The sequence below is a fragment of the Desulfurispora sp. genome, from assembly GCF_052744395.1.
Map to the genome: position 1 here is coordinate 97,906 of NZ_JBRAJI010000001.1, position 17,694 is coordinate 115,599.

A 17,694-nucleotide genomic window follows, 5' to 3' on the forward strand; every position below is an offset into this window, starting at 1 on the left:
CCGCGCGCAATTGTCAAGCATTGCCGGCCCATCAGACCAGCTCTCGCAGCACCGCATTGGAAAGCAGCAGTCCTCGCCCGGTCAGGCGCAGAAAACCCCCCACCATTTCCAGCAGCCCCAGCCGGACGTAGCGGGAAATCACCGGCCGGTAATCGGCCAGCAGATCCACACCGTAACGCTGCTGGAAGGCGGCCAGGTCTATCCCCCGGCGCAGCCGCAGGCCCATCAACAAGGCCTCGACCAGTTCCTCCCGTGGCTCCAGGGGTGCTGCCAGATGGAAAGAAGTAGTACCTGACGCCACCAGGCCCATATAGTCCGCCGGTTCCGCCGGATTGGCAAAGCGGTGTCCGGCCAGATAAGACCAGGCCGCCGGCCCCACTCCCAGGTATTCTCCCCCCAGCCAGTAATTCAAATTGTGCCGGCATGAGTGCCCCGGACGGGCGAAATTGGCTATCTCATACTGCTTAAGGCCCGCTGCCGGCACCACTTCCAGCAGCAGTTCATACTGATCGGCCACCTCGTCCTCATCGGGAAGGATTACCCGCCCGGCGGCCACCAGGCGGCCCAGCGGGGTATCTTGCTCCACGGTCAGGGCATAGGCTGAAAGGTGCGTCACCGGCCAGTCCATCACCCGGCGCAATGTATCGGCCCATTCCCGGCCACCAAGCCCCGGTATCCCGTAGATCAGGTCCACGCCGATATTGGCAAATCCGGCCGCGCGGGCGGCCTGCACAGTTTCCTCGGCCTGCTGCGCTGTGTGCCGTCGGCCCAAAAAACGCAGATGCTTTTCCTCAAGGCTTTGTACTCCCACGCTCAGCCGGTTCACCCCCAGCCGGCGCCACTCGGTCAGCTTGTCCGGCTCCACTGTACCGGGGTTGGCCTCCAGAGTGATTTCGGCTGCCGGGTAAACCGCGAAATTGCGCCGCACAGCAGTCAGCACACTGCCGAGCGTTTCCGCCGGCAGCAGCGAAGGTGTGCCTCCCCCTATATATATGGTAGCCAGCGTACGCCCGCTACAAACAGGCAGCCGGGCCCACAGAGCCAATTCCTGCTTTACAGCGACGGCCCAGCGCCCGGCTGCTTCATCAGAGTAAGTATAGGAAACAAAATCGCAATAATGACATTTGGCCAGGCAGAAGGGGACGTGAATGTACAGGGCCAGCTCATTTTTCATCGTCAATGCTGAGCACCGCCATAAAGGCTTCCTGAGGGATTTCCACACTGCCCACCTGCTTGAGGCGTTTTTTACCTTCCTTTTGTTTTTCCAGCAGCTTGCGCTTGCGGGTTACGTCGCCGCCATAGCATTTGGCCAGCACGTCCTTGCGCCGGGCCTTGATGGTTTCCCGGGCAATCACCCGGTTGCCGATGGCGGCCTGCACCGGCACGTCGAAGAGCTGCCGGGGAATCAAACTGCGCAGCTTTTCCACCAGGGCCCGTCCGCGGTAGTAAGCCTTGTCCCGGTGCACAATGCAGGTCAGGGCATCCACCGCTTCGCCGTTAATCAGTATATCCAGCTTGACCAGGTCGCTTTCCTTATAGCCCAGCCACTCATAATCCAGGGAGGCATAACCCCGGGTGCGCGACTTGAGCTGGTCGAAGAAATCAAAAATGATCTCAGCCAGGGGCAGCTCGTAGCTGAGCATGACCCGGTTCTCCCCCATATATTCCATGTTCTTAAATATGCCGCGCCTTTCCTGCACCAGTTCCATAATGGTACCCACGTATTCTTTGGGCACCATGATGGTGGCCGTGACATAGGGTTCTTCCATGCGCTCAATCTTGCCGGGCGGCGGCATTTTGGTGGGATTGTCGATTTCCAGCACCTCGCCCGTCGTAGTGGTAACCCGGTACACCACGCTGGGGGCCGTGGCAATCAGGTTGAGGCTGTATTCCCGTTCCAGCCTCTCCTGAATGATCTCCATGTGTAGAAGGCCCAGAAAGCCGCAACGAAAGCCAAAACCTAGCGCCTCACTGGTTTCGGGCTCGTAAATTAGGGAAGCATCATTGAGCTTCAGCTTGTCCAGAGCGTCCCGCAGGTCGCCGTAGTCCACATTGTCCACGGGATAGAGGCCACAGTAAACCATGGGCTTGACCTGGCGGTAACCGGGCAAAGGTTCGGGAGCCGGATTTTCTGCATCGGTCACTGTATCGCCCACGCGGGTGTCCTTGACGTTTTTAATGCTGGCGGCCAGAAAGCCCACCTCACCGGTCTTCAGCTCATCCACTGCCGCCATGTCGGGCAGAAAAACTCCTACCTCGTTCACTTCAAATTCCTTACCTGTATACATCATGCGGATGCGCATACCCCGCCGCAGCACGCCCTGCACCACCCGTACATAGGCAATCACCCCTTTGTACGAATCGTAGTGCGAGTCAAAGATCAACGCCTGCAGCGGTAGATCGGCCCTGCCCTCCGGCGGTGGAATGCGCTGGACAATACTTTCCAGTACCTCGTCCACGCCCTGACCGGTCTTGGCCGACACCAGCAAGGCATCGGAAGCATCCAGACCGATGACGTCCTCTATTTCCTTTCGCACCCGCTCCGGGTCGGCACTGGGCAGGTCAATCTTGTTGATCACCGGAATTATTTCCAGGTTGTTTTCAATGGCCATATAAACATTGGCCAGGGTCTGGGCCTCAATGCCCTGGGCCGCATCCACCACCAACAGCGCCCCTTCGCAGGCGGCCAGGGAGCGGGAAACTTCATAAGTGAAGTCCACGTGCCCCGGGGTATCGATCAGGTTGAGCTGGTACTCCCAGCCGTCCCGGGCCCGGTACCGCAGGCGCACGGCCTGCATTTTAATGGTGATGCCCCTCTCGCGCTCCAGGTCCATTTTATCCAGCACCTGCTCGGTCATTTCCCGCTGGCTGAGGGCCCCGGTCATTTCCAGCAGGCGGTCGGCCAGGGTGGACTTGCCATGATCGATATGGGCGATAATGCAAAAGTTACGGATATGTGCCTGCGTCAAAATATCTCTCTCCTTAAATTACTACTACAGCCTGACTTGCAAACCGCTAATTGCGGGCATGCGTCCTTCGCTCACATCTCTGTAGTATTACTATCAACCCGGATAATGTATTTGCCGTAAAATAACCGGTCATTACAGGATTATAACATCCCGGCCCGCAAAAGCATAGCCTCTGACACAGGAATAACCGGCCCAATGCCAGGCCGGTTATTCACCAGAATTTGCGCACATAGCCCGGCCAATCGACCCGGCCCGGCAGATTATGCCAGAATTGCAGCCAGGAAGCAGCGCCGGGGACACCCGTAACCTTTGGAACCGCCAGCAGATCCTGGGAGCGACAGTACACCACAGTGATCCCCCACAGAGTCAGGCCCAGAAAAATACCTCCCAGTACAGCCAGGAGCCAGGCATGATTATTGGTTCGCAAACACCCTTCCCGCCTTCTGATGAGATTGACAGTTAAATATTGTTGGCAGAAAAGGCTCTTTTTAAACACCACCCACCACTAACGGCGCCCCCGCCAGACCTTGAGTACATTCCAGAGCAGGATGGCCAGGGCTGGACGGCGCAGGATAAAATTCAACATAGGCCATACCCCGCTTTTCTTTTCGGCAGATCAGGTTATAGCTGGTATATAATACGCCATCCTGCGCCATTTGTCCTGCCCGGTGTTCAGATATTTTATTCCATCACAGGGTCAATATTCCTTGCTTATTGTCGATTTTTGGAGTTATTTTGCAGATAATCCGCCAGAATATCCGCAAAAAGCTCCCCCGCATAAATTGCTTCCGCCCGGCTGTTGCCGGAATTACCCACCTCCAACAGGATGGCCCCGGGATGCAGGAACTGGTTGTAGCGGCCCTCCTTAACCTGTACGCCCTTAAGCAGCCCCGGATATTTTTTGCCGGCCAGGGCCACCAGTTCCAGAGCCAGCTGGTAGTTCTGCCGCCAACCGGGAAAGGGCGCCCGGGCATCCGAACCGGTCACCAGCAGCAATCTGGCCGCCTTCCGCCCCTCTATGCCCACCGTACTCGCCGCAGCAGCACCAGCAGCATCCCGGTGCACATCCACCAGCACACCTAGATGGGGATAATTCTGCAACAGGCTGCGCACCACTTTTTCTGATTCCAGGTAGGACCGGCTGTAAACAGCGTCATTAATACGGGCTACATGCACCACCCCGATGCCATATTCTTCGTGCAAACGCCGGGCCAGCGCCGCCCCCACCGCCACCACCCCGCCGGGCTGGCCGTTCAGCCTCTCCACCCCGTCATCCGGGCGGTAGGTCTCCCCGGTATGGGTATGATATATGGCCACCCGGACATCTTCTTTTTTTACAGCCAGCGCCCCGGTATCAGGCAAAACAATGTCGGTTCCGGTATTTTGGCCGCTATCCGGCTCAGCGATCACACCGGCCGGTTCCGGCTTCAGTCGACCCGTACTGACCGGCCACAACTCACTGATAATTATTTCCTGAATAGAAAAATCACCCCGCCCAATCAGAGGCAGGAATATATGCGGCCCGGCATAGTCGCGAGAAAAAATATCTTCATCTTCCCCCTCTCCGGAGGAAATCAGCCATCCGGGCATGACCGACCGGAAAAGAGCCAGCGGCAGCCCGGGCTTTTCTCCACCGGCCCACAGCTGGTAGACCAGCCCGCTCACCAGCAGGGCCAGAGCCAGGACCGGCAGCGAGGCCAGAACAACCGAACGAAGTATCCGCACTCCGCTCGCAGAGTGGCCCGGTAGGGACCGGACTCTCCTCCATCCCCGGGTACGGCCGAAGAACAAGCGGCATATCATTTACGTCCCGCCTCCCGGTACAGCCTGCGGCCGGGTTTCGGGCCACCGGCTGCCCATATATAATCAACTATTACTATGCAGTTGATTGGCCAGTTAGTACAAGCCGGATGTTTGGACACCAGTGGAGGAAAATGCTGCAAAGCGCGGGAGGAATGCTTTCCCGCGCTTGCTTCTGGCATCATTAAATTAATACGCTGCGGTTAGCGCAACATGGTCGGTACTACCGCATCAATCAGCCCGATGATAAAAGCGGCGATAATGGCCCCCAGTATGTTCACGCTAACCACACCGGGAATAATAAACTGGGCCAGATAAATCACCACCACCGCCGTAACAAAACCTACCACACCACGGGAGCGCGGTGACACCCGCTCGCCCAGAAGCAGTTCTGCCAGATATCCCAGTATGGCAATCACGGCCGCCGCAATCAGGGCACCCACTACGCCTCCTCTAACACTGAAGCCGGGGGAGAGCCAGCTGACCGCAATTAAAACCAGTGCTGATATGATAAAACGAATTACTCCTGCTGCCAGTCCCATCTGTATCCACCTCCTTTGCATTTCTTTATCTTAAAGCATTTACTAATTTTGCCCGGTTCATACCATCTTAAACCTTGCTTTTTTTACTGGCCCGTGATAGAATTGTGCCTGTTGGGAGGTGAGAAAATGCCTAATGTCAAGTCCGCGGCGAAGAGAGTCAAGGTCATCCGGAAGCGTACGCTGCGCAATGCCAGCCTGCGCTCGGCCCTGCGCACTTATATCCGCCGCTTTGAAGAAGCCATGGCCGGTGCCAACCGGGAAGAGGCCCAGCTCAAGCTGAGAAGGGCTCTGCGGGCCATCGACAAAGCGGTGACTAAGGGTATCCTGCACAAGAATACCGCCGCCCGGAAGAAATCTCGCCTGACCCGGCGCTTCAACAAATTCATGGCCAGCTAACCACCTGTGGCCGGCAACGTTGGAAAGACAGCCACCTGCTCTTGACGGGTGGTTTTTGCTTTACGGGGGGATACATTTGCTTTACTTCCTGCAACTGCTGGAAGAAATCAAAAACGATCGACTGGCACCGGTCTATCTGTTCTACGGGCCGGAAGAATATCTGCGCCGGCAGGCGCTGGAGCGCCTAAAAGAACATCTATTCCCCAATGCTAATCTACGGGAATTCAACCTGACCCGGCTGGACGGCAGCACCGCCAGTGCGGCCGAGATTCTGGATACTGCCACCACTCCCCCCTGGGGGGCCCGCAAACGCCTGGTCATCGTGCGGGAAGCACCCTATTTTGCCGCCGTCGCCCGCAGTGAGACGGACAATCAGTCCTCTCCGGCACCCCGAGGGACCGGCAAATCCAAAAGCCCGGCGAAGGATGAGAATAAAGACCTGCTGGCCTATCTGCAAAACCCCAGCCCGGCCACCTGTCTGGTTTTTGACATTTCCTACTCCCCCGACCGGCGGCGCAGCCTCTACCGTCAGTTGGAAAAATCGGGACGGACCATCGAGTTCGCCTGGCTCAGCCCGCCCGACATCAGACGCTGGCTGAACCAGCAGGCCAGGCTATCCGGCCTGACCCTCGACCCGGAGGCAGCCGGCGAGCTGCTGCTACGCTGCGGGCGCAGTCTGAATCTGCTGTATCAGGAGATGCAAAAGCTGACCCTTTACTGCCAGGATCGAGGCATCATCGACCGCCAGGCGGTGCAGGCAGTCTCACCACCTGCGCTGGAGGAAGATATTTTCGCCGTTGTGGATGCCATGGGCCAGCGCCAGCCGGATCGAGCCATTGACGGATTGAGAAACCTGCTGCTCCAGCGCCATCCTCCCCAGGTGATCCTGGCCATGCTCGGCCGGCAAATTCGCCTGATCTGGCAGATAGCCATCGCCCGCCGGCAGGGCGCCCGTGACCACCAGCTGGCCGCTCTTCTGGACCTGCACCCTTTTGTGGCCCAGAAAATGAGCCGGCAGAGCGGCAATTTTACTGAAGAACAACTCCGCCGGGGCCTTAAGGAACTGCACCGCATTGACGTAGACATAAAAGAAGGCCGTGTGGACTTTGCCACCGCGGCCGAACACTTCATCCTGCGCTTCTGCGCTATGGCTTGATCCTGCCACAAACCGGGCATTCCGGATCAGGCTGGATTTTCACTTCCATGAAGGAACCCGGCAGGGCATCATAAATCAGCAGGCGACCCACCAGCAGATCGCCGTTGCCAGTCAAATACTTGATAGCCTCCACGGCCTGCAGGGTGCCAATCACCCCGGGCACCGGAGCCAGGATACCGTACCGGGCGCAGTCCGGTGCCCCTTCCGGGGGTTCGTCCCGGTAAAGGCAGGCCAGACATGGTCCCCGGCCGGGCAAAATGGTCATCAATTGCCCGCTGTAGGCCAGCACACCACCGTAAATCAACGGCCGGCCCAGCCTCCGGCAGATGCGGTTGAGCAGGTAGCGAGTGGGAAAGTTGTCCAGGCAATCCACCACCAGATCATGGTTTTCCACCAGTTGCGCCGCATTCTGTACCGTCAAGCCTTCCGGGCAGGTAGAGATATGTATTTCCGAGTTCAGGGCATGCAACTTTTGCGCCGCCGAATCCACCTTGCGGCGTCCCAGGTCGGCGGTGCTGTGCAAAATCTGCCGCTGCAGGTTGGACAAATCTACAACATCGGGATCGGCCAGGGTGATCCTCCCCACCCCCGCCGCCGCCAGATAAAAGGCCACGGGAGAGCCCAGGCCGCCAGTTCCTACCACCAGCACCGCTGAATTTAATAGCCGGGCCTGACCGGCCGGTCCCAGGCCGCTTAACACCACATGACGCTGGTAACGCCGGCGCTGCTGTTCGGTCAACATCCCGTATTCCTCCCTTTTAGCCCCAACCTCTCCACCAGATAATCCACCAGCTCGTCCAGCCGGCCCCAGCCGAAAACCGGCACAGCGGCAGCGGGCAGCCCGTCGGCCACCACGGCCAGAAGCCGCCCGGCCGGTGTGACCGGCCTGGCTGTACCGGTGATCTCCGGTCGCATTACTTCTACCCCGGGCAGGCCGGCATGCCGTTTGTAACCTTCCAGCAGCACCAGCTCCAGCCCGGGATCCAGAGCAGCCAGGGCAGCCACCAGCCGCACCGGATCTATGGGATACGGCCCGGCACCTTCCCGGTGGCTGTCATAGTGCCACACCAGTCCCCCGGCGGCAGCCAGCACGGACCAGGCGGCACCCGCCTGCCGGTAGCGCCAGGTGTCCTTGCCGGGCTGATCGGGCGGCAGGTGGCCGTGGTGGTGTTTGATCACAGCCAATCGATATCCCCGGGCAGTAAATTTGTTGATCAACTGCTCCAGCAGGGTGGTTTTTCCCGTTCCCGAGCGGGCCGCGGTAATGCAAAGAAAAGGCGGCAAGCCGCCTCTTTCTTCAAGCCAGGACCTCAATATCATCCCCCACCTTGACCGGTCCGCCCTCCAGCACACGGATGAAAATACCCTCGCGGGGCATGACACAATCTCCGGCCTGGTAGTAGATGGCACAGCGATGGTGACATTCCTTGCCGATCTGGGTTACTTCACCCACCGCCTGCGAGCCAATTTTCAGCCTGGTCCCCACTGGCAAACTGACCAGATCAATCCCCCGGGTGGTGAGATTCTCGGCAAAATCGCCGGGGTGCACATCCAGACCCTGCTGGCGCATTTTTTCAATGCTTTCCAGGGCCAGCAGGCTCACCTGGCGGTGCCAGGTCCCGGTATGGGCATCCCCTTCCAGGCCGTGTTCCGGTACCAGCAAGCCCTCCCCCACATTTTTCTTGCGCATCCCTTTTTGCGGGCTTGTACATACAGCAACTATTTTACCCACCGGCCAGCAACTCCTTTCCCCAATCCATGCTCCACAATCAATCGCGCACAAAGGTACCACTTTTACCGCCACTTTTGCGCAACAGGCGGATATTGCCCAGCACCATGCCCCGGTCCACAGCTTTGCACATATCATAGATGGTCAATGCCGCCGCCGATACTGCCGTGAGCGCTTCCATCTCCACCCCGGTGCGTCCGGTACAGCGCACACTGGCCTGGATGAGCACACGGTCGGGAGGAGCGATGGTAAACTCCACATCCACCCCGGTAATCATGATGGGATGGGCCATGGGAATCAGGGCGGCGGTGTTCTTGGCCGCCATGATGGCCGCCACCCGGGCCACTCCCAGCACGTCGCCTTTTTTGTGTCCACCTGCGGCGATCAGCTCCAGTGTGGACGGCTGCATCACCACTTCGCCCTGCGCCACCGCCTCGCGCCTGGTTTCCTCCTTTTCTCCCACTTCCACCATGCGGGCCTGCCCGCGGGTATCAAAATGAGTAAGTTGCACTGGTCATCCCCCAATCTGTGACATGACGCGCCGTTCGTCCGGCCAGCCGGTGGCAAAGCTGTGCCCCGCCGGCTTGAGCAGCACCGCCCGGCGAAAAAGAGCAGCCAGTTCGTCCGTACCGGCACCCCGCCGGAGCGCGGCACGCAAATCAATCTCCCGCGTATCGTAAAGGCAGGGACGCAGCCGGCCGTCCGCTGTCAGGCGCAGCCGGTTGCACTGGTGACAGAAATGGTCGCTTAAGGGGCTAATGAAACCCACTGTACCTTTCGCCCCGGGTATGGTGTAATAACGGGCCGGGCCGTATCCGGCCGGCCGGCGTACCGGCCTTAAGGGACCATATTGCTTTTCTATAATCTCCCTGATTTCGGCCACCGCTATGTGCCGGCTTCTGGCCCAGCCATCGGCCACCCCCACCGGCATCAGCTCAATGAAGCGCAGGTGTAGAGGCCTGTCCAGAGTCATGGCCACCAGATCACCTATTTCATCGTCATTAAAACCGCGAATGGCCACCGTGTTTATTTTCACCGGATGGAACCCGTACTGGAGCGCAGCGTCAATTCCGGCCAGCGCCTGCTCCAGTTTTCCCAGGCGGGTGATCAGCGTATAGCGGAAATTTTGCAACGTGTCCAGGCTGATATTGACCCGCTGCAAGCCGGCTTTCAGCAATTCCGGGGCGTATTCAGGCAGCAACAGGCCGTTGGTGGTGAGGGCCAGGTCATCAATCTGGGGTATGGCCGCCAGTTCCCGGATCAGCCCGGTGATTCCCTGCCGCACCAGCGGCTCGCCACCGGTCAGGCGGATCTTTTTGATCCCAACTGCTGCCGCAGCCAGCACCAAACGAATTATTTCCTCATGGCGTAGAATCTGGTCATGCTCCAGCGGCCGCACACCTTCCGGCGGCATGCAGTACGTGCAGCGCAGATTGCAGCGGTCGGTTACCGAAATGCGCAAATATTTTATTTCCCTTGCCTGGCCATCTTGCATACATAACCCTCGCTTTAAGCCAGCAGCCGGGCTGGCCTTCGTTATGAAGCGATAAACATATCGCGGTGACAAAAAAACAGCCTGCTAATCAAACAACTGCTGAAAAACCTGCCAGACGGCCCGTACCGCTTCCTGCCGGTATTGCTCATACCGGTGTAGCAAATCCAGCGCCTCCCGGGTGAGGGCGGCACCGCCACCGCACTCGCCACCCACTCTGGTTTCCACCAGCCTGAGGCCCCAGTTTCTTTCCGCCTGTTTGATTTTGCCCCAGGCCGCCCGGTAGGACATGCCCAGTTCACCTGCCGCCGCGCTGATGGAGCCTTTTTCCCGCACCAGATGGAGCAAATGGAACAGGCCGTCACCATATATTCGCCCGTCTTTCTCCAGCCAGAGCTTGCAACCCGGCTTGAAACCGCCGGCTACCATCAGCCACCACCCACCGGAGGAAACAGGCCCACCCGGTCTCCGTCCTGCAACAGCCCGTCGAAGGGCAGGTGCCGCCCGTTTCTCAACACGGTAAAAACCTGCTCCTCCGGAATACCCAGCCGGTGCAACAGATCACGCGGTGTGCTGCCCTCGGGCAAATCCACCGCCAGCGCCTGGCCGAAAGCCACCCCGGAGAGATACTTTTCCAGACCGCTGAATACACGCACCTCAATCCGCATCATCTTCACCTGCCCGGTTATTTGCTGCTTCCGGTAACTCCAGCCGGTCGATCCCCATCCCGCGGGCCGGACCATTTTTCCTTCCAGGGCCGGATGACCATGACCCTATCACACCCGCCGGCTGGTCAGTAAACAGGCCAGGGCAGACCGCACTGTCATTATAGCACAAAACCGGTCCCGGCCGGCAAAAATCTTTTTGTTCCCCGGAAAGGGAAGCGGAAACCGCCGCACCGGGCGCCGGCTTCCGCTACTCTACCTGCTAACCGCCGGTCTCACCTTGCGGGAGAATTAGAAGTTGAAAACGCTGTCCAGTTCCTCGTCGGTCAGATCGAACTTGACATTGTGTGATTCAATGGGTTCTTGATAGAAGAATTCGGGCAGGCGATCGTCCTTGCTGGTAAAGCCGGCCAGTCTGTTGAATTCGCGCTCCACCTTCAGGATATTCTGACCCAGCTGGACCACATCGGCCGGAGTGATGCTGAGCCCGTACTGGGCATTGAGCATTTCACAGATGGTGGGCACACCCTCGGGATTGTCCAGGATGGCAAAAGCGACAAACAGACACAGACCGGTAGCATCCACCGCCGCGGTGGCCACCTGCAGATCCCGGGACAGTTCCACCTGACCCTGCTTGTTCAGCGGATCGACAAAACCGCCCACCTTCAGAATGTTGGCCGTTACGGCATAACCGGCGGTGTGGTCGGCACCCATAGGAGAAGTAGCATAGGTTACCCCGTTACCTTTGCAGGCCCGCGGGTCATAAGCCGGAATACCCTGTCCTTTTACTGCGGGCACGCGGGTTACGCCGAATACCTTGCCGGCCACAGTTGCACCCGAACCAATAATGCGGCCCAGAGCGGTACCTTTGGCCACTTCCTCCAGAGCAGCAATGGCCGCCTGACCATCACCGAAGGAAACCACCCCGGCCTCCATCAGCACACCCAGAGTGCAGGCGGTTTCAATGGTATCCAGACCCACATCGTTGCAAATGTAGTTGAGGCGGGCCACCACATCCAGGTCGCCGATTTCCAGGTTGGGACCAAAACCCCAGGCGGTTTCGTACTCAATGGGAGCGCACACCTTGCCATCGGGCAGGGGGTACACGTTGGAGCAACGCATGACACAGCCAGGATGGCAGGCGTGGGTAGCTTTGCCGCCGCGGGCTACCGCCACTTCGGCCAGCTTTTCGCCCGATACGTTGGCCGCCTGCTCAAAGCGACCGAAACGGAAGTTGCGGGTAGGCAGCGCGCCCGCTTCATTGATGATGTTCATCAGTACATTGGTGCCGTAGGAGGGCAGCCCCTGACCGCAAACCGGGTGATCCAGCAGGATTTTGGAAAACTTCCTGGCTGCCGCTTTAAATTTTTCCGGGTCCTTCAAAGGCACGTCGAAAGTAGTGGGGCTGTCCACCACAATGGCCTTGATGCGCTTGGAGCCCATCACCGCTCCCAGACCGCCGCGGCCGGCGTAGCGGGAAGAGTTGCCTTCGCCATCGTTGTTGGTCACACCGGCGGCCTGCATGAGCATTTCCCCGGCCGGACCAATGGTAATCACGCCGACTTTCTCCCCAAAACGCTGCCGGCAGATGGCGGTCACTTCATAAGTGCCCTTGCCGGCCAGATCGGAAGCGTCAAACAATTCGGCACCGTTTTTGTCTATTTTTACGCCGAACCACTTGTCGTCAGCCGGTTTGCCTTCCAGAACCACGGCCTTGATGTCCAGATTGGCCAGCTTCTGAGAGGTAATACCTCCAGCATTGGCCTCCTTGATGGTGCCGGTGAGCGGACTCTTCCCGCCTATCGACAGGCGCCCGGATGAAGGAGCGCTGGTACCGCTTAATAGTCCTGGAGCAATCACCAGCTTGTTATACTCACCCAGCGGATCACAGGTGGGCGGCACTTCATCAAACACCAGCTGCGAGGTCAGCGCCCGGCCTCCCAGGCCCAGGTACTTCTCCGGGACTTCTTCCATTTTTAGTTCCCTGGTCGATACATTCACTCGCAAAATTTTGGGCATCCCAAACTCCCTCCTTGTTTTAGCAGATGGCTAATAATTCGCTTTCCTGACCGGTCAATCCTGCTGCCAATCAATGAACCCGTAATGAACTTTATAAAGTTGTCCATGTGCAATATCTATACCACAAAAATGCAACACAGGAAAAGCCGGAACGGCAGGGCATTCGGCACAGCGGCTTCCGCCTGCCACCTGGCCCCCGGCAGCCCGCCTGTACCCACAGCCTGCACCCGGCTGTGTCATAACGGCACAATGTGCCATAACGGCACAGCAAGCTGTGCCTCGGCCAGGTGGTGCGCCGACCACCGCCCGGCATAACCGCTACGAACAGTGTGGTAATATTAGTTCGGCCGGCGGACAGTCAGGAGGAGAGAATTGTTCTCTCCTCCTGACCGTGTCGCCAACTCTATTTTGAAAGGGCGGGGAGGCCGGTGTTATCGGACCCCCTACATGGCCGCCTTGTAGATCCCAATCACATCATCCAGTGTGGCCAGACGCGGGTTGGTCAGGCTGCAGGCATCCTTCATGGCATTTTCAGCCATGATCTTCAGGTCGCCCTCTTTTACGCCCAGCTGGGTCAGGCCGGAGGGAATGCCCACATCCTGGGACAGCTTTTGAATAGCGGCGATAGCCACATCGGCGGCATCGCGCACGCTCAGCCCGGCAATATTTTCACCCATGGCCGCCGCAATGTCGGCAAAGCGCTCGGGACAGGCAATCAGGTTGAAGCGGCAGACATGGGGCAGCAAAATGGCATTGCAAACACCGTGGGGCAGGTTGTAAAAGCCGCCCAGCTGGTGAGCCATGGCGTGCACATAACCCAGGCTGGCGTTATTGAAAGCCATGCCGGCTAGAAATTCGGCATAAGCCATCTTATCCCGGGCCACCATGTTCTGCCCGTTGGCCACGGCCTGGCGCAGGTTCTGCGAGATCAACTTGATGGCCATCAGGGCAGCCGAGTCGGTTACCGGAGTAGCCGCAACGGAAACATAGGCTTCTACCGCATGGGTCAGGGCGTCCATACCGGTAGCCGCAGTCAGGGCCGGCGGCATGCCCATCATCAACAGGGGATCGTTGATGGCCACATTGGGAGTGCAGCGCCAGTCCACAATGGCCATTTTGACATGGCGGTCGGTATCGGTAATAATGCAGAAGCGGGTCATTTCGGATGCCGTTCCGGCCGTGGTGTTGATGGCAATAAAGGGCGGCATGGGACGGCTGGATTTGTCGATCCCCTCGTAATCACGAATGTTGCCGCCGTTGCTGGCCACAATACCAATACCCTTGGCGCAGTCGTGAGAGCTGCCGCCACCCAGTGAGATGATCATGTCACAGGCGTTGTCCTGGAACACCTTCAAACCGTCATGCACATTCTTGTCTGTGGGGTTGGGCTCGGCACCGTCATAAATCACGGCCTGGGCGCCGGCTTCTTCCACCATGCCCTTAATTTGATCGGCCATGCCACTTTTGGCCAGGTAGGCATCGGTAACAATCAGGACTTTTTTGCCGCCCAGCACGCGCACCTGGTTGCCCACCTCTTTGTGCGACCCTACACCCATCAGGTTGACCGTGGGAATGTAGTAACCAAATACTTGTTCGCCAAGAGCCATTTAAACCAACCTCCCGAATTTTTTTGTTTATCTGTCCGGATATAAGAGCAACCAGTATGCCAGAAACGGTTTGAAAAGCGACGAGACGGGGGCCCGCGATAGTTACAGTGCGCACAAAGCTCGTTTTTATTGAATTTTGCCATTTATGCAATCTGCAAAAATTGTTTTGGAATTATTTCATGCGACACCGGCCAGTATATTTTGTTATTTGTGAATTGCGCGACTTGTTTGTTTATGGCGCAGCCCGCCCGCCCGGAGCGTACCAAAACAGCACAGCCTGTCCTTTTCAGGACAGGCCGTATTCTTTCATCTTGCGGTACATGGTATTGCGCCCGATGCCCAGGGCCCGGGCAGCGGAGGATATATTGTTTTTGTAGTAGGACAGGGCGCTGGCAATGGCCTGTTTTTCCACTTCGGACAGGCTGGCGGGCTGCTCGCGGGGCAGTCCCAGGCTGTCCATGACCCGCTCCAGCCGCCTCAACAGAGCCCGGGCCAGGCGGTAAGAAGTGAGAATCTGCTCGGCAGGTAACTGCTCCCAGGCAAAGTCCTCCCCCGAGTAAGCGGCCAGGTGCTGCACCGGCTCCGGCGACCCAGCATTCCTCTCCCCCGCTGCAGCCGGAGGTAGCACAACACCGTCCCGGCTTTCCGGCTGAAAAAATTTTTCCCCCAGGTGATGGGGCCTGATCATCTGCCCTTCGCAAAGAGCCACAGCCTTTTCCAGCACATTGGACAGCTCGCGAATGTTTCCCGGCCAGTGATAGTTCTGCAATGATTGCAGGGCCTCGGGCGTAATGGCCGGCGCCGTCCTACCGCCCCGCGCCGCACAGCGCTGTACCAGATGCCCGGCCAGGAGAGGAATGTCCTCCCGGCGCTCGCGTAGAGGAGGCAGGATCAGGCGCACCACATCCAGACGATAAAACAGGTCCTCCCGGAAGGTTTTTTCCTGCGCCGCCTTTTCCAGATCGACATTGGTGGCCGCAATAATCCGCACATCGGTCTGAATGGGTTTTTCGCCACCCACCCGCAAAAACTCGCCTGTCTCCAGCACCCGCAACAGCTTCACCTGAATGGCCGGACTGGCCTCCCCCACTTCGTCCAGAAATAGCGTGCCGCGGTGCGCCAGCTCGAAAATTCCCCGGCGCTGCGCGGCCGCCCCGGTAAAGGCCCCCTTTTCGTGGCCGAAAAGTTCGCTTTCCAGCAGACTCTCGGGAAAAGCTCCGCAGTTGACCGGGATAAACATATGGCCTGCCCGCGGACTGGCCGCATGGATAAACCGGGCCAGCACTTCTTTGCCCGTACCGGTTTCACCATGGATCAGTACATTGATATTTTTGCGAGCAATCTTGCTGGCCACATCGGCCAGCCGGCGCATCACCGGGCTCCTGCCCACCACAAAACCGGTCCGGCGGGCCAGTTCTTCCCAGCCCGCCTGCCTCCCGCCCCCTTCCTGCCGGCTCTGACCGGCCTGAAGGGCTCTTTCGACAATGCTCTCCAGCTGAGCAATATCTTCAAAGGGCTTTTCCAGATAGTCAAATGCACCCAGCTGGATGGCCCGGACCGCCGTACGGGTGGTACTGTAACCGGTCATCATGATCACCTCGCAGCCAGGCTGCCTGGTTTTGATTTCCTGCAAGAGGTCCAGGCCGCTGGCATCAGGCAAACGCACATCCACCAGAGCCACGGCGAACTCCTCTTTTTCCCAGGCCCGGCGCGCCTGCTCCCCGCTTTCCGCCAGCACCGCCCTCAAATTTTTGCGCTCCAGGAGGCGGCGGAAAAACATACCCACGGCCACTTCATCATCAATCACCAGGATACGCGCTTTCTCGGTCAAGCACTCTCACCTCGCCATGGCAAAACCAGGGTGAAAGAACTGCCCTCACCCGGCCGGCTTTCTACCTCAATGGTACCGCCGTGGGCCTGGGCTATACCCAGGCTCACCGAAAGTCCCAGCCCGGTGCCTTTGCTGGCTTCCTTGCTGGTAAAAAACGGGTTGAAGATTCTGGACAGGTTTTCCGGAGCAATACCTTCACCATTATCGGCAACTGTCAGGGTGACCGCTCCGGGCGTACCGGGCCGGCGGGCAGTCCGCACTGTAATCAGGCGTGGCCCGGTAGTGTTTTCCAGGGCATCGCGGGCATTGAGCAGGAAATTGATCAGCACCTGATCCAGTTGCTGCCCATTGGCCAGCACCGGCGGCAAGTCTTCGGCCAGCTCACACTGGACTGCAAGGCCGCCCCGGCTGAGCTGATACCTGAGCAAACTCAGAACCCTCTCCACCACATCGTTGATCCGGGTGGGGGCCAGGGGATGCTGATCCTGACGGGCAAAGGTGAGTAGATTCTGGATGATCTTTTTGCAGCGCAAACCGCAGTTCAAGACGTCCTGCACCAGTTCCACCGCCGGATGGTCGGACGGCAGGTCGCGCAGCAACATCTGGGCATTGCCAATGATCACGGTTAGAGGACTGTTCAGTTCGTGGGCCACCCCGGCGGCCATCTCGCCGATAGCCGCCAGCTTGGCCGACTGCAGCAGCCCGGCCTCCATTTTCACCTTTTCAGTTACATCTTTGATGTGATGGATCACCGCATAGATCTGTCCCTGCCGGTTGAATACCGGGTAATAGTAAACATCCCACACCTGACCGCTGTCCATCTGCATCCGCCGGTAAGCATCGTTTTGCGTCCGGCAGACCTCGTCCAGCAGGCAGACCTCGCACTTGGTACGCCGTCCCCAGAGCAGTTCATAACATTTCCGTCCCTGCCAGCTGCCGGATGACAGGCGGCAGGCGCCTTCCAGGCGCTCATTAGACCGCAGGATGTTGAAATTCAGGTCAATTAAAAAAATGGGATCAATTACCGCGCGGAAAGTTTCCTCCCATTCGTTCTTGCCTCGCAACACTTCTTCGTACAGCCGGGCGTTCTCTATACATATGGCCAGCTGGTCGGCCAGCTGCTGCACAAAATTGAGCTCGCTTTCCTGATAAGCCTCTTGCTGCTGGCTGCCCACCATGAGCACGCCAATCACCCGGTTTTTGACCAGCAGGGGCATCAGGGCCACGCTGCCCAGGCTGAAGTTGCGCACCAGGTAACACTCCCACAGATCGGCGTGCCGGGGCAGGTAATAATAGCCGCCCTGTTTGCTTTTCAGCACCGACCAGAGCAGGGAATCGCCCGGTATGGGCGAGGTCAATTCGGGACAGGCGGGTACGGAAGCCGTCAGCCAGAGGGCCTCCTGACGCAATAAGAATAGCCCCAAGAAGTCGCAGTCCAGCACCAGGGGCAGGCGCTGATAGGTTCGGGTGATCATGTCGGGAATGGGC

At 58.5% G+C, this 17,694-nt stretch carries 18 protein-coding genes; 2 read left to right on the forward strand and 16 right to left on the reverse strand.

The features are described 5' to 3' along the window. Positions 1–31: 31 nt before the first annotated feature. The 5 genes from hemW to ACUVTU_RS00565 all read right to left on the reverse strand — a co-directional run bounded on the left by hemW (position 32) and on the right by ACUVTU_RS00565 (position 5,311). The gene (gene hemW, locus ACUVTU_RS00545; RefSeq protein WP_445888048.1) at positions 32–1,174 is read right to left on the reverse strand and encodes a radical SAM family heme chaperone HemW; all 1,143 of its coding nucleotides are present in this window, start codon (positions 1,172–1,174) and stop codon (positions 32–34) included. Next, positions 1,164–2,969, reverse strand: coding sequence for a translation elongation factor 4 (gene lepA, locus ACUVTU_RS00550; RefSeq protein ID WP_445887997.1), 1,806 nt, complete (start codon positions 2,967–2,969; stop codon positions 1,164–1,166). Before lepA ends, hemW begins: the two co-directional genes overlap by 11 nt. 211 nt (positions 2,970–3,180) lie before the next feature. Next, positions 3,181–3,396, reverse strand: a complete 216-nt coding sequence (locus ACUVTU_RS00555; RefSeq protein WP_445887998.1) for a hypothetical protein — start codon at positions 3,394–3,396, stop codon at positions 3,181–3,183. 284 nt (positions 3,397–3,680) lie between these two features. Continuing rightward, the gene (gene spoIIP, locus ACUVTU_RS00560; RefSeq protein WP_445887999.1) at positions 3,681–4,694 is read right to left on the reverse strand and encodes a stage II sporulation protein P; all 1,014 of its coding nucleotides are present in this window, start codon (positions 4,692–4,694) and stop codon (positions 3,681–3,683) included. Between the two features lie 278 nt (positions 4,695–4,972). Continuing rightward, complete coding sequence (locus tag ACUVTU_RS00565) at positions 4,973–5,311, reverse strand: phage holin family protein (protein WP_445888000.1); 339 nt, start codon at positions 5,309–5,311, stop codon at positions 4,973–4,975. Positions 5,312–5,437: 126 nt separating this feature from the next. Between ACUVTU_RS00565 and rpsT the strand changes: the two genes are divergently transcribed. Then, positions 5,438–5,707, forward strand: a complete 270-nt coding sequence (gene rpsT, locus ACUVTU_RS00570; RefSeq protein WP_445888001.1) for a 30S ribosomal protein S20 — start codon at positions 5,438–5,440, stop codon at positions 5,705–5,707. A gap of 76 nt (positions 5,708–5,783) precedes the next feature. Further along, entirely contained in the window at positions 5,784–6,863 is a 1,080-nt protein-coding gene (gene holA, locus ACUVTU_RS00575) for a DNA polymerase III subunit delta (protein WP_445888002.1), read from the forward strand. On the opposite strand, the gene ACUVTU_RS00580 is transcribed toward holA, so the two are convergent. The 11 genes from ACUVTU_RS00580 to ACUVTU_RS00630 all read right to left on the reverse strand — a co-directional run. Further along, positions 6,853–7,605 (reverse strand): HesA/MoeB/ThiF family protein, encoded by a 753-nt coding sequence (locus ACUVTU_RS00580; protein ID WP_445888003.1) that lies wholly within the window; start codon positions 7,603–7,605, stop codon positions 6,853–6,855. The genes holA and ACUVTU_RS00580 overlap by 11 nt on opposite strands. Then, positions 7,599–8,177 carry a molybdopterin-guanine dinucleotide biosynthesis protein B gene (mobB, locus tag ACUVTU_RS00585; RefSeq protein ID WP_445888004.1) on the reverse strand — a complete coding sequence of 193 codons (579 nt, stop codon included), beginning with the start codon at positions 8,175–8,177 and terminating at the stop codon, positions 7,599–7,601. The genes ACUVTU_RS00580 and mobB overlap by 7 nt, the downstream gene beginning before the upstream one ends. Beyond that, positions 8,161–8,595: an MOSC domain-containing protein gene (locus ACUVTU_RS00590; protein ID WP_445888005.1), complete on the reverse strand. Its 435-nt coding sequence runs from the start codon at positions 8,593–8,595 to the stop codon at positions 8,161–8,163. Before ACUVTU_RS00590 ends, mobB begins: the two co-directional genes overlap by 17 nt. 37 nt (positions 8,596–8,632) lie before the next feature. Continuing rightward, complete coding sequence (moaC, locus tag ACUVTU_RS00595; protein ID WP_445888006.1) at positions 8,633–9,103, reverse strand: cyclic pyranopterin monophosphate synthase MoaC; 471 nt, start codon at positions 9,101–9,103, stop codon at positions 8,633–8,635. A 3-nt stretch (positions 9,104–9,106) separates the two neighbouring features. Beyond that, positions 9,107–10,087, reverse strand: coding sequence for a GTP 3',8-cyclase MoaA (moaA, locus tag ACUVTU_RS00600; protein WP_445888007.1), 981 nt, complete (start codon positions 10,085–10,087; stop codon positions 9,107–9,109). 84 nt (positions 10,088–10,171) lie between these two features. After that, positions 10,172–10,513 (reverse strand): winged helix-turn-helix domain-containing protein, encoded by a 342-nt coding sequence (locus tag ACUVTU_RS00605; protein WP_445888008.1) that lies wholly within the window; start codon positions 10,511–10,513, stop codon positions 10,172–10,174. Then, positions 10,513–10,755 (reverse strand): MoaD/ThiS family protein, encoded by a 243-nt coding sequence (locus ACUVTU_RS00610; RefSeq protein ID WP_445888009.1) that lies wholly within the window; start codon positions 10,753–10,755, stop codon positions 10,513–10,515. The genes ACUVTU_RS00605 and ACUVTU_RS00610 overlap by 1 nt, the downstream gene beginning before the upstream one ends. A gap of 285 nt (positions 10,756–11,040) precedes the next feature. Next, entirely contained in the window at positions 11,041–12,768 is a 1,728-nt protein-coding gene (locus ACUVTU_RS00615; protein WP_445888010.1) for an aldehyde ferredoxin oxidoreductase family protein, read from the reverse strand. A 443-nt stretch (positions 12,769–13,211) separates the two neighbouring features. Next, the gene (locus tag ACUVTU_RS00620; protein ID WP_445888011.1) at positions 13,212–14,375 is read right to left on the reverse strand and encodes an iron-containing alcohol dehydrogenase; all 1,164 of its coding nucleotides are present in this window, start codon (positions 14,373–14,375) and stop codon (positions 13,212–13,214) included. A gap of 286 nt (positions 14,376–14,661) precedes the next feature. After that, positions 14,662–16,206, reverse strand: coding sequence for a sigma-54-dependent transcriptional regulator (locus ACUVTU_RS00625; RefSeq protein ID WP_445888012.1), 1,545 nt, complete (start codon positions 16,204–16,206; stop codon positions 14,662–14,664). Beyond that, on the reverse strand, positions 16,203–17,694 hold a 1,492-nt coding region (locus ACUVTU_RS00630; RefSeq protein WP_445888013.1), incomplete at its 5' end, for an ATP-binding protein. The genes ACUVTU_RS00630 and ACUVTU_RS00625, both read right to left, overlap by 4 nt.